Origin of the sequence: Bittarella sp. HCP28S3_D9 (assembly GCF_052065655.1) — a bacterium.
GTDB lineage: Bacteria > Bacillota > Clostridia > Oscillospirales > Ruminococcaceae > Bittarella > Bittarella massiliensis.
Map to the genome: position 1 here is coordinate 39798 of NZ_JBQHTP010000010.1, position 24436 is coordinate 64233.

Below are 24436 nucleotides of genomic sequence, written 5' to 3' on the forward strand. Positions count from 1 at the left end.
ACCGCCCCTCCCCGCTGTTTTTCTCATCTGCAGGCACCGGCCATCTCATCGAGTTTCTTCCTCACGGACACCGCGGCAAAAAGGGGCCCTCTTTTTCAAATGGCCGTCCACCGACTGGCGAGGCACCCTTTGAGAGAACGCTCCAAGCCGAATGATCCGCCCCGTCGGACAGGTCACTCCCCCGCCAGGCGATGGGGAGAACTTCTTTGTGGAGAGGAGGCGTCTCCCCGCTCCGGCCCCTGCAGACCGGCGGCTCTCGCCCCCTCTAAAGGAGGGGCAGACCTGTCCGCCATCTCGCACATCTCCCCCCAAAAGCGCTTGGGCATGTTTCCCCGCTGGCAGCGGGGGTTGACCCGGGCGGCAATGGTGGCGGACTGGTGGTACCCCCGCCACAACTGGCGGTAGAGCTGCTCCTGTGGGGTGTCGGGGGGGAGTTCCAACGCCTTGACCGAGATGATTTTGGCCCGGTGCGGGCGGTAGATCATGGCCATCTGGTGGGTCTTGTCGTGGATCATAAAGGTCTCCTCCGGGTAGCGGTCGCAAAAATGCTCCCGCAGGGCCGGCAGCACAAAGTGTTTGGGGGAGATTTGGGAGAGGAGGGCCCCGTCGTACTCGGCAAAGCGGACAAACCCCAGCAGCAGATGCGCCTCGTTCGACACCGAGAGGGCCATCTTCTGCACCCGGCTCACCGCCTCGTCCCCCAACATGTCGCAGACAGTGGGCCCATAGCGGTAGCCCCGGCAGAGGAAGCGGTAGAGCCAGAGATCCCGCCCCTCCTCCCCGAACAGAAAGGCCCTCTGCACCAGCTGGCGGGCCTCCTCCCCCATCCGCTCGCCGATGGAGCGAAAGACCCGGCCCGCCCGCGCCCTGTCGCTCTCGATCTCCCGCACGGCGTAGAGCCCGGTCTGGCAGTCCTCCCGGCAGACGATGTCCAGGGGCGCCTCCCTCCTGACAAAGCTCTCAAAGACGCAGCAGAGAAAACCGGCAAAGCTGCCGTCGTGCAGGTAAATCAAATCTGGCCGGTCAAACAAGAGACCACATCCTCTCGGGTCACCGGCAGCTCGTCGAATAGGGAGAGCTGTTCCGGCCGGTTTTGGGGGAGCATGGCGGCGCTGCGCTCGGACACCAGGGCGCGAAAGGCGGCCTCCGGACTGATTTTCAGCCCCACCGCCGTCTTCCCCGAACAGGTGATAAAGTACTGGGCCCGCTTGAGCACCACCCCGATTTTTTTGAGCCCGTCAAAGTGCAGGGGGCCCAGCCGCCGGGCCTTGGCGATCCGCTGGGCGCTCTTGACGCCGATGCCCGGCACCCGCAGCAACATCTCGTAGGGGGCGCGGTTGACCTCGACGGGGAAGTGCTCCATGTGGTGGATCGCCCAGTTGCACTTGGGGTCCAGGTAGGGGTTAAAGTTGGGGGCCCGCTCGTCCAGCAGTTCCCCCGCGTCGAAGCCGTAAAAGCGCAGCAGCCAATCGGCCTGGTAGAGGCGGTGTTCCCGCAGCAGGGGCGGCTTAGTGGTCAGGGCGGGCAGGAGGGCGTCGCTCTGCACCGGGGTGTAGGCCGAAAAGAAGACCCGTTTGAGGCCGTATTTGCGGTAGAGGCCCTGGGTCAGCCGCAAGATCTGCAGGTCGGTGTCCGGGGTGGCGCCGATGATCATCTGGGTGCTCTGCCCGGCGGGGGCAAATTTGGGCGCGCCCCGGTAGCGCACCAGGTCGGTCTGGTTCTGGGCGATCCCGCTGGAAATCAGACCCATGGGGCGAAAGATGTCCGCCTTCGACTTGTCCGGCGCCAGCCGCCGCAGGCTCTGCTGGCTGGGCAGCTCGATGTTGACGCTCATCCGGTCCGCCAGCATCCCCAGCTGGGCGATGAGCCGGTCGTCCGCCCCGGGGATGGCCTTGGCGTGGATGTAGCCGCGAAAGCCGTACTCCTCCCGCAAGATCTGCAGGGTCTCGATCATCCGCTCACAGGTGTAGTCGGGGTTTTTGAGGATGCCGGAACTCAAAAACAGCCCCTCGATGTAGTTGCGGCGGTAAAACTGAATGGTCAGGTCGGCCAGCTCCCGGGGGGAAAAGGCCGCGCGGGGGGTGGCGTTGGAGCAGCGGTTGACGCAGTACTTGCAGTCGTAGGCGCAGATGTTGGTCATCAACACCTTTAAAAGGGAGACACAGCGTCCGTCGGCGGTAAAGCTGTGGCAGATGCCCGCGGCCGCCGCGCTCCCCAACTGCCCCTTCCTGCCGGCCCGGTCCACCCCACTGGAGGTGCAGGCCACGTCGTACTTGGCCGCGTCGGAGAGGATCTCCAACTTTTCCAGCAGCTCCATTTCCTGTGTCCCCCTCGCTCTAAAATAAACATTTGTTCTTTTTTATTTTACCCTTCCTCCCCTCAAAAGTCAACCGCTCCGCGCCAAAACGGCCCTGCCACCTTCTTCCTGCCCCTCCTTCTTTTGGAAGGGACAGCCTCTCGCCCTCTTCCCGCAAAAAATCGCAACCAGACAGGGGCGCAAGAGGGTGAGTCCTCTCCTTTTGAACTGCGCGAGACTGACAAAACAGGGGGCAGTCCCTCTCTCCTCCGGCACTCCCTCCCAGCGCCTCACCTGCGCAGGCGCCAGGAGAAAAATTCCCCCTTTTCATTTTTCACAAACGCGAGTAGGCCTCCATCGGCGCAGCTGGTGGTCCTACAAATGCGAGCAAAGCCCCCTATTCTCAAGCTACAACCGGAGGCGCTGATGCGGTTTGCCACCGGCAAAAGACCGCTACTCTGCAGCCCGCAAACCGGTGCATGGGTTCTTTGTGTGTCATTCGGTCTGCCAGTTGGTCTTCCCTGAATTGATGCTGGATACCCCCCTATCTCCTTTGCATTCCCACCTGCAGTGCCGGCGCAGTACCCCCTGACGCTCAAACTGCCGATTTCCATATTTGCAACTTGCACTTCAAACTCGCGCACCGCTCAAAAACAATTCGACCACCTTTTCCCATTGAAAAAATCCCAAAAAACTGGAACCGCTCATTTCAGGTCAAATCCCTGCAAGCATATGGCTCTGGCCGGAGAGCACCGCTGCCTCCACAACTGTTCTCTCTTTTCCCTTGCAAACCTCTCGCATTTTCCCTCTCTGCTCTGTTTTCCCCGCAAGTCGCCTTTCCGCAGTACAAGGAGCCTTCAGTCCTTTTGCGCCGCCCAAGTTCTTTGGGAGCACCCCACATGACCAGATGTTTTTTTCTAAAAAAGGCAAGTGACAAGGCAGACGCCTTGTCACTTGAGTTGCCCCCGATTTACAGTCAAATCGCAGCCGCTAAGAGTTCCTTCCACAGGAACGCGACCCACTCTCTCTTACCGGCTTCCCCTCACAGACAGGGGCCCACACATAGCGTCAGCCATCCCTGCACGAGGGCGCCGCCGGCCCTCCAGAGGGCCACGCGCCGCGGCAGAGAACCGGAAAATTGGTCCCGCATCCGCCCGCAGCAATCCAGCCGCACAGAGGCGCGCCGCCCGCAGCGATCTTGCAGGCGGCGCGCTGGCCCCTTTGTGGGCCCGTCTCCCCGCAGGGAGGGCAGCCCCTGGGAAATACTCGGCCCAGGCGTCAAAAGACGATTTTGTTGAAGTCCTTGCCGCCGGCCTTCTCCCAGTCGCTGCCCACCAGGCCCACCAGCAGGTACCGCCCGGTCATGGGCTCCACCGGCAGGTCCTGCAGCAGGGCGAACTCCTCGATCTCGCCGGTGGTGCGCACGTGCATCCGCGGCCCGGTGCAGTGGTGCAGCTCGTCGCCGATGAGGATGTGCTCCTCGTCGCAGTAGGAGATGGGGATGTCTTTGGCAATCAGCTCGTTGACCTCGGTCTCCAGCCGCTTTAAGTCGATGTCCGGCTTTTCGGCAAAGCTGAGCACAAAGCCGTGCTTGACGTCGCCGTGGGTGTATTTGCCCTTGTACTTGCGCAAAATCAGGTGTTCGCAGAGGTCCTCCGCGGTGTGGGCCATCTTGCGAAAGCGGATGGAGCCAAAGACGATTTTGGTCAAATCCTCCGGCTCGGGGCCGAAGAGGTTGGGCCGGGTGATGATGACCTCTCCCCCCACCCCGATGAGCAGGTGGGCGTTGCGCCCCCCCAAAAAGGGGTAGATGAGGTCAAAGTGCTCCACAATGACCCGCTTTTTCTTCTCGATGGCCTTTAAAATGGCCTCGGCCAACACGTGCATCTGGGTAAAGGCCGACTCGAAGCGGATATCCAGGTGATAGGTGTGGGGGCTGTAAAAGCCCGAGTCGTCCTCGTCCACATCCAGGATGGGGAGGGGGCGGACGTTGACCCCCTCGTCGTCGTTGGTGAGTTCCAGCCCGGGGAACATCCCCTTGACCAGCATGCTCTTGCCCGAGCCCCCCTCCCCCACAATGCCGATGAGCAGGTCAAAGGGGCTGAGGTACTGCTGGGCGATCTGCATCCCCAAATCGGCCATCCGCACGTTGCCGCGGGGGGCGAAGAAGACGCTGTACAGGTGGTTTTTCTGCATTCGATCGGAATAGGGCATGGGGCGCTCCTCCTCTGCAAGACGGCAGGCGCCCCTCACGCGAAGCGCCTGCCGCCATAGCCCGCCGCTGCGGGCCCTCTCTTATTTTTCTACCAGTCAAACTCCAAGTCCAGCAGCGGGGCGTGCTGCTGGGCGCCGTAGACGTCGGTCTCCCCCAGGTCGCCCGAACAGATGGGGCGCTGGATGGTGATCTTGATGGCCTTGGCCGGCTGGAACTCGATGATGTTGATGATCTTCTCCGGGGGGATGTGGTAGAGACGGCAGACCACGTCCTCGTTGATGATCTTCTTCTCACAGGCCTTTTCAAAGCTGGCAAAGTCCTTGAACATGATGTCCAGCGTCAGCTCGTAGGGGCCGGAATTCTTGCTGCGGATGATCTCTGCGAGATCGGTCAGTTTCTGTTTCACAGCTCTCTCCTCCTCATTCTACCATTACAGGTCCACACAATCAACGGCAAAGGGGGCGACGGGGTCGTCGACAGCAATGACGTGATAGATGCTGAACACATAGACTTCGCCGGCGTGAAAATCGCTGGGCGAGTAGGGGAACGCCAGGTTGCCCGCAGTGGCTCGGCGGCCCTCGTAGCCGTAGTGGAGCATGGTGGAGCGGGCGAAGGCGCAGATGGTGTCGGCCTGTTTCTGGGTGTCGGCCACCGCCTCGATGACGATGCCCAGCTCGTGGGCGCCCTCGGTGGTGGGGGTGGGCTCCAACTCCGCCATCACCCCGTTGCGGCCGTAGATGTTGAAGTGCAGGTAGTAGTGGAGGTCGGCGTCCCGGAAGTTGTCGGCCACCCGGGCGCGCACCCCCTCGAGCACCTCGTCGATCTTCTCGATCATGATGGGGTCTCTGGCCCCGGCGATGGAGACGGTGCGGTAGCCGATGCAGCGCGCCCCCTCCAACTTGACGGTGTATGCATCGGGCACAAAGCGGCTGCCGCTGACCCGGACGATGTTCTCCGTCTCCTGCTCAAATTTGCAGTCGGTCAAATCCAGGTGGCCGCCCGGCCCCGGCAGGATGTAGGGGTTGGTCTTTTCGTAGAGGGTGTGGGCCGCCACCGAGAGGGTGGTGCAGCGGCGCAGGGGGCTCAAGGGCTCCACCCGGAAGTAGTCCTCCCCAATATAGCCGAACATGCAGTCCGAGCCGCTGCCGGGGGTGGCGCAGATGGAGGCGCACTCGAGGATCTTGCCCAGGTGGATGGCCAGCCCCTTGTCGCAGCCCGCCCGCACTGCCGGGGCGGCAAAGACCGACGGGTCGTAAGTGCGCCCGGCCAAAACGACCTGCGCCCCCTCGTCCAGGGCCTTGATAAAGGGCTCCATCCCCATCTGGCCCACAATGCGGGTGGTGGCGTCCACCGCCTCCTCGGTCAGTTCGGGCGCCGGGGCAAGGGGTTTCACCTTCCCCGCCCGCAGGGCCGCCTTGACATCCTCTTTTGCAAACTCGGCGTGGATGACCGCCAGCTTGAAGTGGAGGTCTTTCTCCCGGGCGATCTCCTCCACGATCTCGCGGCACCAGTTCAGGTGGGGCTCGCCGCCGCTGCCGCCGGCGGTACCGATGACCACCGGAATGCCCTCCTTGACCCCGGCTTCCAGCATGATCTCCAGATCGCGCTTGACCGCGTCCCGGTCGGTAAAGGAAACCCCCGCCCCCAGGTAGTAGGGCCCGGGATCGCTGGAGCCCGCGTCCACGGCGATCAGGTGGGGATGGCGCTTCATCCCCTCTTCAAAGCTCTCCTTGGGGAAACCGTACCCCAGGATGGCGGTGGTGGACAGAATGCGAAATTCCTCTTTCATCAAAAACCCCTCCTAGCGCTCGGCCTGGGCTCTGCGCAGGGCCAGGATGCGCTGCATCTCGTTGTAGACGATCATGTACCCCTCGTCGACCCCCATGCCGGGTTTGGCGAGGATCTGGTCGGGGCAGGTGGCCATGGCCAGGTTGACGCAGACCTGGGCGCTGCGGTCGGTCTCGTTGCAGGTGCCGCCCTGGTAGGCACCGATCCCCTTCTCCTTGCAGTAGAGGACCGCCTCCACCACGTTGTTGATGCCGCCCAGGTCGGGGGTCTTGATCTGCACCATGTGCCCGGCCCGGTTGTCGGCAAAGTAGCGGATGTCCTCCAGGGTGTTACACCACTCGTCGGCCACCAGCTCCACCGGGATGCCCCGCTCGTCCACCAGGCGGGTCAGCTCCTTGAGGGCGAGCATCTGTTTCTCCCGGTCCTCCACGTCCATGGGGCCCTCGATGCGCAGGTGGAAGGGGGCGGCGATCTTGGCCAGCTCGGCCAGGTAGTCGGCCATCCCCTGGTAGTTGTCGTTCCCAAAGGCCGCGCCGATGGTGCCGTAGACGTCGATGTGCAGCACCGGGGCGTAGTTTTCGTCCAGCCGCAGCTTGCAGATGCGCTCGCGCAGCCAGCCCACGTACTCGGCCAGCTTTTCGCCCTTTTGGCCCAGCTTGGTCTCTACGTTGTTGATGAGGGCGTGGGGCAGCACCTGGGCGCCCTTCATGATCATCTTGTCGGTGTTCTCATAGCGGTTGTCCCCCGACTGGGTGAAGATGGGGATCTCCCGGTCGGTGACCTGGGTGTGGTACTCGTCGGCCACCACCTCGCACATCAGCCGGTGGGAGGCCTTGGCCACCGCGTCGAGGATGGCCTGGGTCACCCCGTAGCGGATGGCGGTGTGCAGCTGCTTGCCGCCCACCTGCAGCCGGTCGATCTCCTCCGCCAGGGCGCGGAAACTGTCGGCCTCTCTGCCCACCAGGCGGGGCTTTATCTCCCGCTCGATGACGGGGATGAAGTCCTCCGCCAGAAAGAGGGGGTCCCTGCCGCCCGCGCCGCTGTACTGGACCGCCGCGCAGTCGCCGTAGGCCACCTGCCCGTCCTCCAGCACCAGCATCACCGAGATGGCCTCGCCCGCCTGGCGGACTGCCGAAAACCCAGCGGTGGCGGTTTTGCCCAGATAGGCCGCGCCGTCCGACTCGGCCCCCAGCTTGATGGCCCGCTGGTCGTCAAAGAAAAATCCGGTGCGCCCCTTGGCGCAGACCAAATCAACAATTTTCACAGTATATTCCTCCTGCTCTCAGCTGTCTGTCGCGTTTTTTTGCCCGCTCTGCCCTATCTCCAGGGGCGGCCCACCAGCCGGCCTTTGGAGATGGCGTAGACGTCGTCGATGACCATCTGAAAAGACGCCTTGCGCTTTTCAAAGGCCGCCCGCTCCTCGATTTTTTTGCGGTTGTAGTCCACCAGCTCGGGCGAGAGGGGGACGGCCCCCGCGTCCAGGATGCGGATGGCCCCGTCATTGTCTCGGGCCGAGAGCATCTTGCCGGCGTTGAAGCGGCTGGGGGCAAAGGGGACGTCCAGCACCCCGGCCTGGAAGGCGCGCACCGCCCCCAGGGCGATGTCTCCCCCGCCCAGTTCAAAGCACTTGTCGACGATGCAGCGGGTCTCGGCGGCGATGATCTGCTTTTCCTCCTCCAGCCCGGCGGCGGTGAGGGTCTGGTCGCTGAGCATCGAGATGACCTGCTTGGTGCAGCGCAGCCCCTGGGCGTTTGCCTCCATGGTGGGGATGCCCATGGCCTCGTGCGGGGTCTTGACGATGACCTTGGTGGCCTTGGCCAGGGCCGCGGCCGCGCTCCCCCAGGAGATGACGCCAAAGGCCTTGGCCTCGTCCTGCGGGAAGCCGCCCATCCACTGGTGGAGGACGGTGGTGACCTCCACATCGGTGTAGCCGTACTTCTCCAAGTACTCGTCGGTCAGCTCTTCCAGGGTGCGGATGGCGGCCACGTCCTGCACCAGGTTGCCGCACTGGCCGTAGCCCACGGTGATGTTCTTGACCCCCTGTTCGGCGGCCAGCAGGCTCTCGATGATGGCCACCGCGTGGGAGATGCAGGGGGGCACCAGGGTGCCGGTGAGGGGGCCGTAGGGCTCTCGGTTGATGGGGATGCCCGCCTCCTCGTAGAGGCCGGTGAGCCGGTCGCAGTACTGCCAGTCGAGGATGGTGCGCTCCAGCGGCACGTTCTTGGCATAGGGGACGTTGTAGGAGATGCCGCCCCCCTCGTAGCTGGTGAAACCGGCGGCGTAGCAGATCTCGGTGAGGAGGCGGGCGTCGGGGGTGCCGTGGCGGATCTGCACCGGGATGTCCAGGCTCTGGATGATCTGGCGGCAGCCGGCCACCCCGTGGTTGACCGCCGGCAGGCCGTTGAGCATCGACTTCTGGCTCTTGGCCGACTCGACGATCCCCTTCTCGGCGTCCTCATAGCGGTTTTGCCGGGTGTAGCTGTCGATGGTGGTGGGGAGCAGGTCCGCCTCCCCCTTGTCCTGCAGGTAGGTCAGCAACTCGATGTGCTCCTTGATGAGAGCGACCCCCGCCCGGGGCTGGATGAGGGTCTTCCCCTCTCTTTTGGCCTGGCTCAACTTGCGGGAGAACACCTTGCTCTCGGGCAGCTGGCGGTGAAAGTCAAAGGCCTCCTGCAAATCCACCTCTTTGCCGGTGGGCCACTGGCCCAGCACCTCTTGGCGAATTTGCTGAAAGGCGCCGTCTTCGATTCGCTTATTTTGAATTTCCATCGCAGGTCAACTCCCTCTTCATCATCTGTAAAGCGGCTTTGGGGTAGTGTTCGGCCAACAGGCCCATGGCCGCCAGAATGTAGTGTCTGTCCACCCACACCTGCGCCTGTTTGGGCCGCAGGGAGATGGGGTCGGCCGGGCTCCAAAGGGCGTGCCGCACCGCCTCCTCCGGCCGGGGGGCGTGGATGAGGGCGCCGCCGGTGGCGATGATCCGCCGCACGTCGCTTAAGTCCTTGCCGGTCTGCACATAGGTCAGCCCCACCGGGGTGTAGGTCTGCTCGATGGTGCCGGCGTGGCGGGCCACAGCGGTCTCCACCGCCAGGGATGCCAGGGCAAAATCGAGCTGTCGGCCCGCCGCGCTGTCGGGCAGTTTGTCGGTGTGTGCGGCCAGGTCCTCCACCATCTGCCGCACCGTCTCGGGGGGGAGTTCGGCTAGCTGGGCCACCCGGTCCAGTCCGGCGGCCTCGAGGATGCCGTGAATGCTGTAGCGCATGCCGATGTCCCCCTCCACCGTCCGCTTGGCGTAGGGCTCGGGCAGCCCCTTGTAGACGGTGTCCAGCTGCTTGGGCATCCCGCTAGCAATGGAGTAGACGTCGGTGGTGGCGCCCCCCAGGTCGACCGCCAGCAGTTCGCCGATGCCGGGCTCCCCCTCAAGGCCGTCGGCCAGCAACGTCATGGCGGCCAGCATTGCCGAGGGGGTGGGCATGAGGATGCCCGAGACCAGCTCCGAGGCCTGGGAGAGCCCCTTGGCCCGGATGATGCGGTCGAGGAAGATGTCGCGGATCTTCTGCTGCGCGGGCTCGATGTTGAGCACCCCGAAGCGGGGCATCACATTTTCGCACAGCAGGGTCTCCTTTTGGGCCAGCAGCCGCTGGCAGCCGCGGGCGGCGGCCCGATTCCCCGCCACCACCACCGGGAAGTCGCCGGGGACCCCGGCCAGCATCTCCGCGTTGTGGAGGATGCAGTCCCGGTTTCCCCCGTCGGTCCCCCCAGTGAGGAGGACAATGTCGGGCCGGGCGGCGGCGATCTCGTCTAAGTCGTCCTCGGTGAGCTGGTAGGAGTAGACCCCCACCACCTTGGCCCCCGCCCCCAGGCTGGCCTGCTTGGCGGCCTCGGCCGTCAGTTCGGGCACCAGCCCGCAGGTGACCATCCGCAGTCCGCCGGCGGCGGAGGAGCAGGCGTAGCGCTCGGCGTAGTCCAGCTTGCCGGTCTGCTCTTCCAACTGTGCCACCGCCCGCGCAAGCCCCTCCCCCACGTCGGTCTGCACGGTGGTGTAGCTGGAGGCGGTGCCCAGCAGGGCGGGCGCGTCCACGTCAACGGCGGTCACCTTGGTGTATGTACTTCCAAAGTCGATCAAGAGGATCGGTCGCATCGCTCCCTCACCCTCTCACTGGACGCCCAGGTCTTTTTTGAGGGAGGCGATAGTGGTCTCCGGCGAGGTGCCCGGGGGAAAGACCCGGTCAAAGCCCATGGCCAAAAACCGGCGCTCCACGTCCTCAAAGGGCTGCTTGCCCACCACGATGTTTCCCCCCACGTAGAGGAGGATGCCCTCCAGCCCCGCCTCGTCGCACTTCTGGCGCAGGCCCCGGCAGTCCAGCTCCCCGTGCCCGTAGAGGGAGGAGACCACGATGGCGTCTGCGTCCGACTCGATGGCGGCGGCAATGTACTCCTCCTGCGAGACCATGACCCCCAGGTTGATGACATTGAACCCCGCGTCGGTGAACGCGTGGTCGAGGATCTTGATGCCCACGGCGTGGACGTCCGCCCCGATCACCCCGATGACCAAAGTTTTCTGTTCCATTTCGCACCCCTTGCTTTCGCAAATTTGATTTGAACTATATCTATAATATATATTGTTATATATCATAAATCAACCAAATCACCTCCCTTTTTCCGGAGAATAAGGGAGAAAATCCCGGCTTTCTTTTGGCTAATTTGGATGTTTCTCCATCTATACGCAAAAAAAGAGGGAAATGAACTAGTTCATTTCCCTCTTTTTCTTTAAAACCGTCTTTAGCGGCCCTTTTTGCCCCGGCGCACCTCTTCGATCTGCTCCTCAATGGCGAGGAGGGAGCCGCCGTCCACCAGGTAGTCGTAGCGGATGACCGTCTGCCCGGCCCGGGCGGCGGCGCGCACCCACTCCCCCTCCTCCTTTGAGCAGAAGCGGTTGTAGTTGGGGGGGAGGATGAGGACGGGGTGTCCCTCCACAAAGGTCCGCACCCCCTCCTCCCCGAAGAGGCGGGCGTCCACCCGGCCGCCGTCGATCCCCAGGGCGGTGCAGCTGCGGCGGATGATCCGCCCGAACTTGTCGCTGGCGGTAAGGATGCCCACCCGCCCCTCCTCCGGGGCGCGGGCCAGGGCGGTCAGGGTCTGGTTGGAGGGGGAGAGCACCACCCGCACCAGCCGGCAGCGCCCCCCCACCGCCTGGGAGAGCTGGTGGAAGTGGGTGGAGGTGGTGATGACCAAATCCTCGTGGTCGCCGATTTTGTAGGGGGCGCCCAGCACGTCGTCCAGCAGGAACTGGTAGACGTCCACGTCCGCCACTCGGGAGAGCTGGTCGGCCATCTGGGAGAGGGCCTCGGTGTTGCAGTCCACCAGGGCCAGCCGCACCTGCTCATACCCCTCTTCCCGCTCCCGCAGCTTGAGGGAGAAGAAGATCTCGCTCTCCCGGCTGGAAAAGCCCAACTCCTCCATCCGGTCCAGCAGGGCGTCGATGGCCGCCATCGCCAAATCCTTGCGGCCGCCAGAGGCGCTCTCCTCCCGCCCCCGGACAAAGGTCCCCCGGCCCTGCACCATCTCGATGAGCCCCTCTTTTTCCAGCTCGTCGTAGGCGTGCTTGACGGTCCCCTGGGCCAGGCCGGTCTCCTCGGCCAGCTGGCGGACGGTGGGCAGCTTGTCGCCGGGGGCCAGCTGGCCCTCGGCGATCTGGCCGGTGACTGCCTCGGCGATCTGGCGGTAGACGGGGACCTGGCTCCCCTGCTTGAGCTCTATCTCCATGGGCGTCCTCCTCCCCCTTTTCGCTGTCTCACTTTCCGTCGCGGGCGGCCAGGTACTCCGCCCGCCCGGTCTCGTAGAGGTTTTTGCCGGTGGAGTCGATGACCACCACGGCGGGGAAATCCTCCACCTCCAACCGGCGGACGGCCTCGGCCCCCAGGTCCTCGTAGGCCACGATCTCGGCCTTCTTGACACAGCGGGCCAGCAGGGCCCCCGCCCCGCCGATGGCCCCAAAGTAGACCGCGCCGTGCTCCTTCATGGCGGCGATCACCTCGGGGCCCCGCTTCCCCTTGCCGATCATCCCGGTCTCGCCCAGGGCGATGAGGGTGGGGGAATAGGCGTCCATCCGGTAACTGGTGGTGGGGCCAGCCGAGCCGATGGGGCGGCCCTCCTTGGCGGGGGTGGGTCCCACGTAGTAGATGGTGGCGTTTTCGATATCAAAGGGCAGGGGGGCGCCCTTCTCGGCCAGCTCCACCAGCCGCTTGTGGGCGGCGTCGCGGGCGGTGTAGATGACCCCGCTGATGAGAACGCTCTCGCCGCAGCGCAGCTGGCGGGCGGCCTCGCGGGTCAGGGGGGTGGTGATTTTCTTCTCCATCTCAAAGCACCTCCGTCTTGTGGCGGGTCACGTGGCAGTTGATGTTCACCGCGCAGGGCAGCCCGGCAATGTGGGTGGGCATGGTCTCGATGTTGACGGCCAGGGCGGTGGTCTTGCCCCCAAAGCCCTGGGGCCCGATCCCCTTTTGGTTGATTTTTTCCAGCAGCTCCTCCTCGAGCCCGGCGTAGAAGGGGCTTTGGCTGCGCTGGTCGAGGGGCCGCATCAGGGCCTGTTTGGCCAACAGGGCGGCCTTGTCAAAGCTGCCGCCCAGCCCTACCCCCACCACGATGGGGGGGCAGGGGTTGGGGCCGGCGTCCTCCACCACCTGCAGCACGAAGTTGCGCACCCCGTCCAGCCCGTCGGAGGGCTTGAGCATCTTGATCTGGCTCATGTTCTCGCTGCCAAAGCCCTTGGGGGCCACGGTGATTTCGATTTGTTCGCCGGGCACCAGCTCGCAGTAGAGGAGGGCCGGGGTGTTGTCCCCGGTGTTGACCCGGTCCAGCGGGTCGCGCACCACCGATTTGCGCAACCGCCCCTCGGCGTACCCCTGGCGCACCCCCTCGTCCACCGCCGCGCGCAGGTCGCCGGCAATGTGGACCTCCTGCCCGATCTTCAAAAAGACGCAGGCCATGCCGGTGTCCTGGCAGATGGGCACCCCCTCGGCCCCGGCGATCTCGTAGTTTTGGATGATCTTGTCCAGGATGCCGCAGGCGGTCTCCCCATCCTCGCAGGCGCGGCAGGCGCGGATGCGCTCCTGCACATCTTCCGGCAGACGGCAGTTGGCCTCGATGCAGAGGCGCTTGACCACCTGGGTGATCCGGGCGGCTTCGATTTCTCTCATAAAACCCCATTCCTTTCGCTGCGCCCCGGCGCAGACGGCAGGGCGGCCCTTCCCTTTTCTGGGCTGCCTCTGTCGAAATGATATAGTTCAATTTACCTCTATGGTATCACAATCTTCCCCCATTGCAACCCCCTGGCAAAAAAACAGGGAGAAGAAAAGAGCCGCCGGCTCTTTTTTTGAAAGGCCGACGGCGAGAAATTCTTTTTTCCGTTTGCTCCCACCGCTCCGCCCTCTCCCCTCTTTTCAGTGGGCCAGGGCGATGCAGAGGGCGGCCAGCGCCACTGCCAGAAGCAGGGCGGGCAGCCGCAACACCCGGGGGAGAAGGGGGATCTTCAGGCCGTACCGGGCCTTGGCGACGGCCGCCAAAACGCCGTAGAGCACCAGCATCCCCGCCAGGGGAACGGCGAGGTAGAAGACTGTGGACAGCGACCACTCCCCGCCCCGCAGCAGCAAGACGGCGGCGGCCCCGCAGGCGGCGACCAGCCCAAAAAAGGGGGCGCCCGACACCCACCTGGCAAACTGCAAAAAATCTCCGTCCGGCTGTTTTTGCAGCGGTTTTCTCTCCATCTGAGCCGCCTCCCCTCTCCCTTTACAGACCGCGGTCCCTTTCCCCTTTCATTATAGCACCTCTCCCGGTAAAAGCCAGCGGCAAAAAGGGAGGGAGCAGAAAACCTGCTCCCTCCCACATCCGCTATTTTCCGGCCAGCCGGTCCAGCAGCGCCTGCAATTCGGCGCGGCGGCGGTCCCGCTCCTCCGGGGCGGGGCGCCAGCTCTCCCCCTCCCGGCAGAGGACGTCCCCCTCCCGCAGACTCTCCGGCAGCTCCGCCAGGGGGACGGCGCGGTTTTCGCCCTCGTCGTCCTGCAAGACGGCGAGGGGGCCCTCAATGCGGTCCACGCTGTAAAACATCCCCTCACTCCCCCTTCTGGCAGATGACCTGCAGGCTGCTGCCGTCGGTGGAGAGGACGACGGTGCCGTTTTGGTCGGTGCGCAAAAAGCGGACGCCCCGATTGGCCAGCAGGTCCACCGTCTCCTGGTGGGGGTGGCCGTAGGAGTTGCCCGTCCCCACACAGGCCACGGCGATTTCGGGGTCCACCCTGTCCAAAAAGGCCGCCGAGGTACTGGTGCTGCTGCCGTGGTGCCCCAGTTTGAGCACCTGGGCCCCAAGCTCCCCGGCCCCGTACTCCTCCAGCAGGTCCTTTTCGGCCTTTGTCTCCATGTCCCCGGTAAAGAGGAAGCGCTGGCTGCCGTAGCGAAAGAGGACCACGGCCGAGGTGTCGTTCAGGTCGTCATACCCCTCCAGCGGCCCCAGCACCGTTAGCCGGCCGTCGCCGTAGGTGAGCTGCTGTCCCGGCTCGCTGTACACCACCTTGACCTGGCTCTCGGCCGCCTGGGTGAGCAGGTCTTTGTAGGTCTTGGTGGTGGGCAGCTGTGTCTGGGGCAGGCGGGGCATCAGCAGGGTGTCGGTGGGGATGGCGGCCATCACCACGTCCAGCCCGCCGATGTGGTCGGAATGGGGATGGGTGGCGACGATGAGGTCGAGCCTTTCCACCCCCTGGTTTTTCAGGTAGTTCACCACCGTGTCGCCCTTGTCGTTTTCGCCCCCGTCGATGAGGACGGCGTGCCCGTCCACCAGGATGAGGGAGGCGTCCCCCTGCCCCACGTCGATGAAGTGGACCGAGGCCTCCCCCTCGGGGATGGAGATGTCCGAGAGGCCGAGGCTGGTCAACAGGTCGTTCCCGCCGGGGATGGTGCCCAGCCACTCCGGGTCCACCCCCAGCACCACCAGCACCAGGGCCACCAGGCTGACCAGCACCCCCAACAGGGCCTTTTTTATCTTTTCTTTTTGCTTTTTGCTCGTCCTGCGGACGGTTTTGCGCTGTGCCACGGCTCACGCCCTCCCTTCTGGCGGCCGGACGGCCGCCTGCTCTGGCCCCGCTTCTCCCCCTGGGCCTGCCGGCGCGCCCGCAGGGCGGCGGCGGTCTTGGCGTCGGGCTTGACCAGGCACTCGGGCCCAAAGCCGATGAGGTCCCAGCGGCCCGCCCGCTTGAGCGCCTCCAGCACCAACTGCTGGTTTTGGGGCAGAAAATACTGGATCAGCGCCCGCTGCATGGCCTTCTCGTGGGGGTCAGTGGCCACGTAGATCTCCTCCAGGGTAAAGGGGTCCATCCCGGTGTAGTACATGCAGGTGGAGATGGAGAAGGGGGTGGGGTAAAAGTCCTGCACCTGCTGGGGGCGCAGCCCCTCCTCCTTCAAAAAGAGGGCCAGGTCGATGGCCTCTTTGAGCCCGCTGCCCGGGTGGGAACTCATGAGATAGGGCACCAGGTACTGTTTCTTGCCGATCTGCTTGGTCTTTTGGTAGAAGGCCCGCTGGAACTTGCGGTAGCTGGCAATGCCCGGCTTGCCCATGGCCCGCAGCACCCGGTCGCTGCAGTTTTCGGGGGCCACCTTCAGCTGGCCGGAGACGTGGTATTTCACCAGGTGGTCAAAAAAGGTCTGGTCCCTGTCCAGGTTCAGGTAGTCAAAGCGGATGCCCGAGCGGACAAACACCTTTTTGATGCCGGGGATCCGGCGCATCCGCTCCAGGATGTCGTCGTACTCCCGGTGGTCGACCTTGAGTTTGGGGCAGGGGGTGGGGGCCAGGCACTTGCGGCCGTTTTTGCACATCCCCCGCTCCAGCTGCCCGTCGCAGGAGGGGCCGCGGAAGTTGGCGGTGGGCCCCCCCACATCGTGGATATACCCCTTGAAGCGGGGGTTGTGGGTCATCCGCTCCGCCTCCTCCAGCACCGACTCGGCCGAGCGGCTGGTGACGTGCCGCCCCTGGTGGACGGCGATGGCGCAGAAGTTGCAGCCGCCGAAGCAGCCCCGGTTGTGGATGATGGAGAACTCCACCTCCGCAATGGCGGGCACCCCGCCCAGCGCCTCGTAGCTGGGGTGGTAGGTGCGCTGGTAGGGCAGCGAATAGACCCGGTCCAGCTCCTCCCTCGCCAGAGGGCGGGAGGGTGGCGTCGCCACCAGCACCCGGTCTCCGTGCTTTTGCACCAGCAGGTGGCCAGTGGCGCAGTCGCACTCGTTGTACTGAATGGCCTGGGCCTTGGCATAGCTGCGCTTGTTCTCCCGCACCTTTTCAAAGCTGGCGCACTCCACATAGCCGTCGGGCAGCTCGCTGCGCTCGGCAAAGTAACAGGTGCCCCGCACGTCCCGGATGGCCGCCACCGGCTCCCCCGCCGCCAGGCGATCGGCCACCTCGACGATCTGGTGTTCCCCCATGCCGTAGAGGAGCAGATCGGCCTTTGCGTCCTGAAGGATGCTGGGGCGAACGGCGTTGTCCCAGTAGTCGTAGTGGGCGAAGCGGCGCATGGACGCCTCCACCCCGCCGATGAGGATGGGCGCCTCGGGATAGAGGCGGCGGACGATGTTGGAGTAGACGATGGTGGCCCGGTCGGGGCGCTTGCCCATCACCCCGCCGGCGGTGTAAAAGTCGGTGGCGCGGCGCTTTTTGGCCACGGTGTAGTGGTTGACCATCGAGTCCACGTTCCCCGCCGAGATGAGAAAGCCCAGGCGGGGCCGGCCGAACTGGGTGAAGGGGGCATCTTCCTTCACATCCGGCTGGGAGAGGATCGCCACCTTGTAGCCGGCGCTCTCCAGCACCCGGGTGATGATGGCGCAGCCGAAACTGGGGTGGTCGATATAGCTGTCGCCGCAGATGTAGACAAAGTCGGGCTGGGTCCAGCCCCGCTCCTCCATCTCGGCGCGGCTGATGGGCAGAAAATCGTTCATGGGTGTCCTTTCCGGCGGGCGGTGCCGCACAGCAGAAGGCGGGCAGAGGGGTACCCCCTGCCTGCCGTACTGTCCTTTTTCTCTAGTGCTCGAGGGCGTCCTGGTTGGCGCACATCTCCAGCCACTGCTGGCGGCTGATGAGCACCTTGCGGGGCTTGGAGCCCTCGAAGGGGCCGATGATCCCCCGCTCCTCCATCTCGTCCACGATGCGGGCGGCCCGGGCATAGCCCAGCTTCAGTTTGCGCTGCAGCATGGAGGTGGAGATCTGGCCGGCGTCCACCGCCACCTCGATGGCGTCGGGGAGCATGTCGTCCCCCTCTTCCCCGCTGCCGCCATTCGAGCCCTTGCCCTTTTCGGCGGCGGCCTGCTTGTCGATCTCCTCGATGATCTGCTCGTCATAGGTCTTGGGGGTGTCGGGCTTGATGGCCTCGACCACCCGCTCGATCTCCTCGTCGGTGACAAAGCAGCCCTGGATGCGGGTGGGCTTGGAGGCCCCCACCGGGAAGTAGAGCATGTCCCCCCTGCCCAGCAGCTTTTCGGCCCCCGCCCCGTCGAGGATGGTGCGGGAGTCCACCTGGCTGGAGACGGCAAAGGCGATACGGCTGGGGATGTTGGCCTTGATGACGCCGGTGATCACGTCCACCGAGGGGCGCTGGGTGGCGATGATCAGGTGCATCCCCGCGGCGCGGGCCATCTGCGCCAGGCGGCAGATGCTGTCCTCCACCTCGCCGGGGGCGGCCATCATCAGGTCGGCCAGCTCGTCGATGATGATGACGATGCGGTAGAGGGGCTTCTCCCCCCGGCTCTCGCAGAGCTTGTTGTAGCCGCCCAGGTCGCGGACGTTGTTGGCCGCAAAGAGCTTGTAGCGGTTGAGCATCTCGGTCACCGCCCACCCCAGGGCGCCGGCGGCCTTGTGGGGGTCGGTGACCACCGGGACCAGCAGGTGGGGGATGCCGTTGTAGACCCCCAGCTCCACCACCTTGGGGTCGACCATCAGCAGCCGCACCTCCTCGGGGGAGGACTTGTAGAGCAAACTCAGGATGATGGAGTTGATGCAGACGGACTTGCCCGAACCGGTGGCGCCGGCAATCAACACGTGGGGCATCTTGCCGATGTCGGCCACCTTGACGTTGCCGGCGATGTCCTTGCCCAGGGCCACCGAGAGGGCGCTGCCCGCATCCCGGAAGGCCGGGGAGTCCAGCATCTCCCGGATGCCCACCACACTGGTGTTCTTGTTGGGCACCTCAATGCCCACCGCCGCCTTGTTGGGGATGGGCGCCTCGATGCGGACGCCGGAGGCCGCCAGGTTGAGGGCGATGTCGTCGGCCAAGTTGGTGATCTTGCTGATCTTGACCCCGGCGTTGGGCTGCAATTCGTACCGGGTCACCGCCGGGCCCCGGCTGATGTTGATGATTTTTGTCTGCACCCCAAAGCTCTTGAGGGTGTCCACCAACCGCTCCCCGTTTTGCTTGAGTTCGCGGGAGATGTCCCGGTTGTTTTCAGCGGGGGGCGGATTGAGCAGCCCCACCGAGGGGTAGTTGTAGGCGGGGGCCTCCTCCTCTTCCTCCTCGGGGGCGGCGAAGGGCTCTCCCTCCTCCCCCTCCCCTTCGGAAGCGGGCGCTTTTTCCTCCCCGCCGGGGACGACGGCCGAGGCGGGCTTGATGTCGGGGGCGGTAAAGGTGAAGATCTCGGCGGGGTCCAGCTCCTCCTTTTGGGGGGCGGGGGCGCCGCCGTTTACGATTTTTTGCACCAGGGCGTCCAGGGCGTCCTCGTCCTCCTGGCGGCGGGCGGGGTCGGGCAGGGGCAGGGCCTCCTCCGGCTCCTGCGGGGGAAGGGCGGGGGCCGCCTTCTCCTTTTTGCGCCGGGGGGCGGGGCGCTCCTCGTCGGGCCCCAGGGGAATGTCGATGGGGCGGGGGCCGCCGATGTCCACATCGATGTTGGCCGCGCCCCGCTGCATCCGCTCGGCCACCATCTCCTTGGCCTGGCGGACCGGCTTCTGCACGCTCTGGTGCAGGTCCAACAGGGTCTTGCCGCTGATGAACATCAAAATGACAAAGGCGGCGATCCCCATGGTGAGAACGGCGCCGGTCTTGCCGAACAGGGACAGCAGCGGCCAGCCCAGCAGGCAGAAGGCGAGGCCGCCGCCCCGCTTGGCCGCCCCCATGGCGTAGAGGTTGAGAAATTTGTCAAAGAAGTTGTTGCCCAGCAGTTCGGGGGCAAAGAGGAGCTGGATGGCCCCGCAGAGAAAGGCCAGAAAGAGGGCCCCCAGCAGCATGGGTTTGACGATCGAGCGCTTTTTGAGCGCCGAGGAGCCGGATATGTAGACCACCAAAGGCCCCACCAGGTAGGCCGCCAATCCAAAGAGGCCAAAGAGGAACTTGTGCAGGGCGTTCCAGACATTCAGCCCGCTCACCAGGGCCAAAAAGGTCAGCAGCAGCCCCACCGCAAAGGCGATGACCGCCGCCATCTGCTGGCGAAAGAGTTTGTTTTTCTGGGCGGCGCCCGACTTGGGGGCCGCCCGCTTTCCGGTTGTGCGCTTCGTTGCCATGAAAACTCCTCAAATCAAGCCCCTGCCCTGCGCTGGCGCAGAGGGGGCAAATCGTTTGCTATTCGGGCCCCGCACAAAAAAGCGGGGGCCTGTCCCACCCAAAGGGGGCCGGCGGCCCTTCAAAAAGCCGTTTTTATGTAGGCCGCTCCCGGCAGGCGGGGGCGGCGGAAAAGGCCGGATCAGCGGTCCGGCGCCAGGGGGGCGCCGGGCTGAAATCCGGGATCCAAAAAGGCGTTGGGGTCGGTGGAGATCAGCCGCTCCACCCGGCCGCCCGACACCTGGCAGAGCTGGCCGCCCGACCGGCAGTACTCCGGCGGCGGGGCGGCGGCTAAAGTCTCCATTATCATACCACAAGGGACCGGGGTGTGTAAAATCATTTGTTCGCCTTCTTCCCTGTTTTTGCGGGGGCGCTCTCCTCTTTTTTCCCCTTTTTGCGGGTGGCCGACTCTTTTTTGCGCTCCTCCCCGCCCTCGGGCGCGTCTTTGCGGCGGGATTCGATCTCCCGGTAGAGGTAGTTCATGGCCTCTTTGAGGCCGCCCAGCTCGTCGATGAGCCCTTCCTGGGTGGCCCGCTCCCCGTCCAGGACCGTCCCCACGTCCATCACCAGTTCGCCGGTGGTCATCATCAACTCCTTGAACCGCTCCTTGCCGATGCGGGAGTTGCCGGCCACAAAATTCAGGATGCGGTCCTGCATCTGCTCGAAGTAGGAAAAGGTCTGGGGCACCCCCAGCACCAGCCCATTCATCCGCACTGGGTGGATGGTCATGGTGGCGCTGGGGGCGATGAAGGAGCGCCCGGCGGCCACCGCCAGCGGCACCCCGATGGAGTGGCCGCCGCCCAGCACCAGGGAGGCGGTGGGCTTTTCCATCCCGGCAATCAATTCGGCGATGGCGAGGCCCGCCTCCACATCGCCCCCCACGGTGTTGAGGATGACGATGAGCCCATCGATGTCGTCGCGTTCCTCAATGGCCACCAGCTGGGGGATGACGTGTTCGTATTTGGTGGTCTTGTTCTGGGGTGGCAGGATGAAGTGCCCCTCGATCTGGCCGATGATGGTCAGGCAGTGGATGGTGTAGCTGCCCTTTTGCACCGTCACCGAACCCATGTTCAGGATCTGCACCTGTTCCTGTTGTGCCTGGGCGGCGTCCTGGGTCTCCTGCGCCTCCTCTGCCGGCTCCTCCCCACTCACCAAAGATTGCTGTTTTTTGTTTTTCTCGCTCAAAAATGCCTCCGCCTTTCTGACTTTATGCAATTTTTTCACCCGCCAGCTGGGCGGTCCTATCCGTAAAGTCGGTATTCTCACTTGTTTTTATCTATTTTCTCCCGCTTTGCTGGGGATATGTGTTTTTCGATATTTTTGCAGGATTTCATTTTCATAAATTCATTTTGTAATCGTTAACCAATTGACAATACAGGGGGTAAGGGATTATACTTGTACATGATTTCTTATTTATAGAGTACATAGGGGAACAGACAGAAAGGACGATGCTTGTGGGACAGAATCTCGCGGAAAAGATCATCTCCGCCCATCTGCTGTCAGGCGACATGGCGCCCGGCAGCGAGATCGGCCTGAAAATCGACCAGACCCTCACCCAAGACGCCACCGGGACCATGGCCTATTTGGAATTCGAGGCCATCGGCATCCCCCGGGTCAAGACCGAAAAATCGGTCGCCTACATCGACCACAACACCCTGCAGTCGGGCTTTGAAAACGCCGACGACCACAAATACACCCAGACCGTGGCCAAAAAGATCGGGGTGGACTTCTCCCGCCCCGGCAACGGCATCTGCCACCAGGTGCACCTGGAGCGCTACGGCGTGCCGGGCAAGACCCTCATCGGCTCGGACAGCCACACCCCCACCGGCGGCGGCATCGGCATGCTGGCCATCGGCGCCGGCGGGCTGGACGTGGCGGTGGCCATGGGCGGCGGGGCCTACTACATCCCCATGCCCCGGGTCATCAAGGTGGAACTCACCGGGGCCCTGCGGTCCTGCGTCTCCGCCAAGGACATCATCCTCGCCGTTTTGCGGGAGCTGTCGGTCAAGGGCGGCGTCGGCGCGGTAATCGAGTACGCCGGCGAGGGGGTCGCCACCCTCAGCGTGCCCGAGCGGGCCACCATCACCAACATGGGCGCCGAGCTGGGGGCCACCACCTCCATCTTCCCCTCCGACGAGATCACCCGCCAGTTTTTGGCCGCCCAGGGCCGCGAGGGGGATTTCACCCCCCTCGCCCCCGACGCCGACGCCCGCTACGACCGGGTGCTCACCATCGACCTGGGGGCGCTGGAGCCCCTGGCCGCCTGCCCCCACAGCCCCGACAACGTCAAGCCGGTCGGGGCGCTGGGCGGCATCCCGGTAGACCAGGTCTGCATCGGCTCCTGCACCAACTCCTCCCTCTACGACATGCTCAAGGTAGCCCGCATCCTCAAGGGGAAGACGGTGCACCCCAACGTCAGCCTCACCATCTCCCCGGGGTCCAAGCAGGTCTTCACCATGCTGGCGGAAAACGGCGCCCTGGCCGACATGATCGCCGCCGGCGCCCGGGTGCTGGAATGCGCCTGCGGCCCCTGCATCGGGATGGGCCAATCCCCCAAGTCGGGCGGGGTCTCCCTGCGCACCTTCAACCGCAACTTTGAGGGGCGCAGCGGCACCGCCGACGCCCAGGTCTACCTGGTCAGCCCCGAGACGGCCGCCTGGTCGGCCCTACAGGGGGTCATCAGCGACCCTACCGAAATCGGCGACCTGGGGGGGATCGAGATGCCCGCCCGCTTTTTGGTCAACGACAACCTGTTGGTCGCCCCCGCCGCCCCCGAAGAGGCCGGCGCGGTGGAGGTGGTGCGCGGCCCCAACATCAAGCCCTACCCCAAGACCGAACCCCTCTGCGACCACCTGAAAAAAGAGGTGGTGCTGAAGGTGGGGGACAACATCACCACCGACCACATCATGCCCGCCGGGGCCAAGGTCCTCCCCTACCGCTCCAACGTCCCCAAAATCAGCGAGTTCTGCTTCACCGCCTGCGACCCCGACTTCCCCGCCCGCTGCAAGGAAAAACAGGGCGGCATCATCGTCGGCGGCCAGAACTACGGCCAGGGTTCCTCCCGCGAGCACGCCGCCCTCGCCCCCCTCTACCTGGGCGTCAAGGCGGTCATCGCCCAGAGCTTTGCCCGCATCCACAAGGCAAACCTGGTCAACGCCGGCATCCTCCCCCTGGAGTTTGCCGACGCGGCGGACTACGAGGCCCTCTCCCTCGGCGACGAGCTGGAGATCGTCGGGCTGATCGACGCCCTGAAAGAGGGCGGCCGACTCACCGTCAAAAACAACACCCGCGGCACCCAGTTTGCGGTGCGGGCGGAGCTGTCCGAGCGGCAGGTGGAGATGCTCCTCTGCGGCGGGCTGCTGGACTACACCAAAAAAATGAGCGAAAGGCAGGCAATGAGATGATGGAAGAAAAAATGGTCTCCGCAACCGAACAGTTTGCCAAGGTCTTACAGGGCCAGTTGGAGCGCATCCAGCGGATGAAGGAGCAGGGCGACTTTGTCGATTACAGCGGTCTCGACCAGATCGTGATCGGCGTCTGCGGCGGCGACGGCATTGGTCCCCGCATCACCCACGAGGCCCAGCGGGTCATCTCCTACCTGCTGCAAGACCAGGTGAAGGCCGGCCGGGTGGTCTTTAAAGAGATCGACGGGCTGACCATCGAGAACCGGGTGGCCCAGAACAAGGCCATCCCCGACGACGTGCTGGCCGAACTCAAGGCCTGCCACGTCATCCTCAAGGGGCCCACCACCACCCCCCGCAAGGGCGACCCCTGGCCCAACATCGAAAGCGCCAACGTGGCCATGCGCAAAGAGCTCGACCTCTTTGCCAACGTCCGCCCGGTGAAGGTGCCCGAACAGGGCATCGACTGGACCTTCTTCCGCGAAAACACCGAGGGCGCCTACACCCTGGGCTCGCTGGGGGTCAATGTGGACGAGGACCTGGCGGTGGACTTCACCGTCACCACCACCCAGGGCACCGAGCGCATCGCCCGGCTGGCCTACGACTACGCCCGCAAAAACGGCAAGGGCCGGGTCTCCATCGTCACCAAGGCAAATGTCATCAAGACCACCGACGGCAAGTTTTTGGAGATCTGCCAGAAGGTGGCCCAGGAGTACCCTGAGATCGCCACCGACGACTGGTACATCGACATCATGACCGCCAAGCTGGTGGACGAAAAGCGCCGCCGCGACTTCCGGGTCTTCGTCCTCCCCAACCTCTACGGCGACATCATCACCGACGAGGCGGCCGAGTTCCAGGGCGGCGTCGGCACCGCCGGCAGCGCCAACCTGGGCAAGCGCTACGCCATGTTCGAGGCCATTCACGGCTCCGCCCCCCGGATGGTGAAGGAGGGGCGGGACATCTACGCCGACCCCTGTTCCATGCTGCGGGCCGCCGTCCTGCTGCTCTCCCACATCGGCTACCAGGCCGAGGCGGACAAGTTGGAGCGGGCGCTGGACATCTGCATGTTTGAAGAGAAGAAGATGCACTGCACCGGCCGCGATACCGGCTGCACCTGCGAAGAATTCGGCAACTACGTGATGGACACCATCCAGTCGCTGTAAAAACGGGGTGT

General features: G+C 64.5%; 21 protein-coding genes. 2 read left to right on the forward strand and 19 right to left on the reverse strand.

Going from position 1 to position 24436, the window contains the following annotated elements; translation table 11 throughout:
* Window positions 1-173: 173 nt before the first annotated feature.
* The 19 genes from ACTNAU_RS06975 to ACTNAU_RS07065 form a co-directional block, all read right to left on the reverse strand.
* The gene (locus tag ACTNAU_RS06975; RefSeq protein ID WP_441097972.1) at window positions 174-1031 is read right to left on the reverse strand and encodes a TIGR03915 family putative DNA repair protein; all 858 of its coding nucleotides are present in this window, start codon (window positions 1029-1031) and stop codon (window positions 174-176) included.
* The gene (locus ACTNAU_RS06980) at window positions 1010-2317 is read right to left on the reverse strand and encodes a putative DNA modification/repair radical SAM protein (protein ID WP_441097973.1); all 1308 of its coding nucleotides are present in this window, start codon (window positions 2315-2317) and stop codon (window positions 1010-1012) included. The genes ACTNAU_RS06975 and ACTNAU_RS06980 overlap by 22 nt, the downstream gene beginning before the upstream one ends.
* Before the next feature lie 1257 nt (window positions 2318-3574).
* Complete coding sequence (locus ACTNAU_RS06985) at window positions 3575-4510, reverse strand: alanine-tRNA synthetase second additional domain-containing protein (protein ID WP_441097974.1); 936 nt, start codon at window positions 4508-4510, stop codon at window positions 3575-3577.
* Window positions 4511-4599: 89 nt separating this feature from the next.
* A complete protein-coding gene (locus tag ACTNAU_RS06990; protein WP_021659889.1) occupies window positions 4600-4917 on the reverse strand; it encodes a DUF4387 domain-containing protein in 318 nt (105 codons plus the stop codon).
* Between the two features lie 24 nt (window positions 4918-4941).
* Window positions 4942-6300, reverse strand: coding sequence for an acyclic terpene utilization AtuA family protein (locus ACTNAU_RS06995; protein WP_441097975.1), 1359 nt, complete (start codon window positions 6298-6300; stop codon window positions 4942-4944).
* 12 nt (window positions 6301-6312) lie between these two features.
* Window positions 6313-7563 (reverse strand): methylaspartate ammonia-lyase, encoded by a 1251-nt coding sequence (locus ACTNAU_RS07000; RefSeq protein ID WP_441097976.1) that lies wholly within the window; start codon window positions 7561-7563, stop codon window positions 6313-6315.
* A gap of 53 nt (window positions 7564-7616) precedes the next feature.
* Entirely contained in the window at window positions 7617-9068 is a 1452-nt protein-coding gene (locus ACTNAU_RS07005; protein WP_216401201.1) for a methylaspartate mutase subunit E, read from the reverse strand.
* The gene (gene glmL, locus ACTNAU_RS07010) at window positions 9052-10440 is read right to left on the reverse strand and encodes a methylaspartate mutase accessory protein GlmL (protein ID WP_441097977.1); all 1389 of its coding nucleotides are present in this window, start codon (window positions 10438-10440) and stop codon (window positions 9052-9054) included. The genes ACTNAU_RS07005 and glmL overlap by 17 nt, the downstream gene beginning before the upstream one ends.
* 15 nt (window positions 10441-10455) lie before the next feature.
* The gene (gene glmS, locus ACTNAU_RS07015) at window positions 10456-10869 is read right to left on the reverse strand and encodes a methylaspartate mutase subunit S (RefSeq protein ID WP_185915216.1); all 414 of its coding nucleotides are present in this window, start codon (window positions 10867-10869) and stop codon (window positions 10456-10458) included.
* A gap of 212 nt (window positions 10870-11081) precedes the next feature.
* On the reverse strand, window positions 11082-12065 hold the full coding sequence (locus ACTNAU_RS07020) for a GntR family transcriptional regulator (RefSeq protein ID WP_441097978.1): 984 nt from the start codon (window positions 12063-12065) through the stop codon (window positions 11082-11084).
* A gap of 28 nt (window positions 12066-12093) precedes the next feature.
* Window positions 12094-12657 carry a Fe-S-containing hydro-lyase gene (locus ACTNAU_RS07025; protein ID WP_185915218.1) on the reverse strand — a complete coding sequence of 188 codons (564 nt, stop codon included), beginning with the start codon at window positions 12655-12657 and terminating at the stop codon, window positions 12094-12096.
* A gap of 1 nt (window position 12658) precedes the next feature.
* Entirely contained in the window at window positions 12659-13498 is an 840-nt protein-coding gene (locus ACTNAU_RS07030; RefSeq protein ID WP_216401198.1) for a fumarate hydratase, read from the reverse strand.
* 243 nt (window positions 13499-13741) lie between these two features.
* Complete coding sequence (locus ACTNAU_RS07035) at window positions 13742-14065, reverse strand: hypothetical protein (protein ID WP_441097979.1); 324 nt, start codon at window positions 14063-14065, stop codon at window positions 13742-13744.
* A 124-nt stretch (window positions 14066-14189) separates the two neighbouring features.
* Complete coding sequence (locus tag ACTNAU_RS07040) at window positions 14190-14405, reverse strand: DUF3006 domain-containing protein (RefSeq protein ID WP_441097980.1); 216 nt, start codon at window positions 14403-14405, stop codon at window positions 14190-14192.
* A gap of 4 nt (window positions 14406-14409) precedes the next feature.
* Window positions 14410-15384, reverse strand: coding sequence for a ComEC/Rec2 family competence protein (locus ACTNAU_RS07045; protein WP_441097981.1), 975 nt, complete (start codon window positions 15382-15384; stop codon window positions 14410-14412).
* Entirely contained in the window at window positions 15330-17276 is a 1947-nt protein-coding gene (locus ACTNAU_RS07050) for a YgiQ family radical SAM protein (protein ID WP_441097982.1), read from the reverse strand. The genes ACTNAU_RS07045 and ACTNAU_RS07050 overlap by 55 nt, the downstream gene beginning before the upstream one ends.
* Before the next feature lie 82 nt (window positions 17277-17358).
* Entirely contained in the window at window positions 17359-19824 is a 2466-nt protein-coding gene (locus tag ACTNAU_RS07055) for a DNA translocase FtsK (protein WP_441097983.1), read from the reverse strand.
* 179 nt (window positions 19825-20003) lie between these two features.
* Complete coding sequence (locus ACTNAU_RS07060; protein ID WP_256135605.1) at window positions 20004-20201, reverse strand: YlzJ-like family protein; 198 nt, start codon at window positions 20199-20201, stop codon at window positions 20004-20006.
* Entirely contained in the window at window positions 20198-21046 is an 849-nt protein-coding gene (locus ACTNAU_RS07065; RefSeq protein WP_441097984.1) for a ClpP family protease, read from the reverse strand. The genes ACTNAU_RS07060 and ACTNAU_RS07065 overlap by 4 nt, the downstream gene beginning before the upstream one ends.
* A gap of 269 nt (window positions 21047-21315) precedes the next feature.
* On the opposite strand from ACTNAU_RS07065, the gene ACTNAU_RS07070 reads away from it, so the two are divergent.
* Together ACTNAU_RS07070 and ACTNAU_RS07075 are read left to right on the forward strand one after the other, a co-directional pair.
* Window positions 21316-23265, forward strand: a complete 1950-nt coding sequence (locus tag ACTNAU_RS07070; RefSeq protein ID WP_441097985.1) for an aconitate hydratase — start codon at window positions 21316-21318, stop codon at window positions 23263-23265.
* A complete protein-coding gene (locus ACTNAU_RS07075) occupies window positions 23262-24425 on the forward strand; it encodes an isocitrate/isopropylmalate family dehydrogenase (RefSeq protein WP_185915224.1) in 1164 nt (387 codons plus the stop codon). Before ACTNAU_RS07070 ends, ACTNAU_RS07075 begins: the two co-directional genes overlap by 4 nt.
* Window positions 24426-24436: the final 11 nt, after the last annotated feature.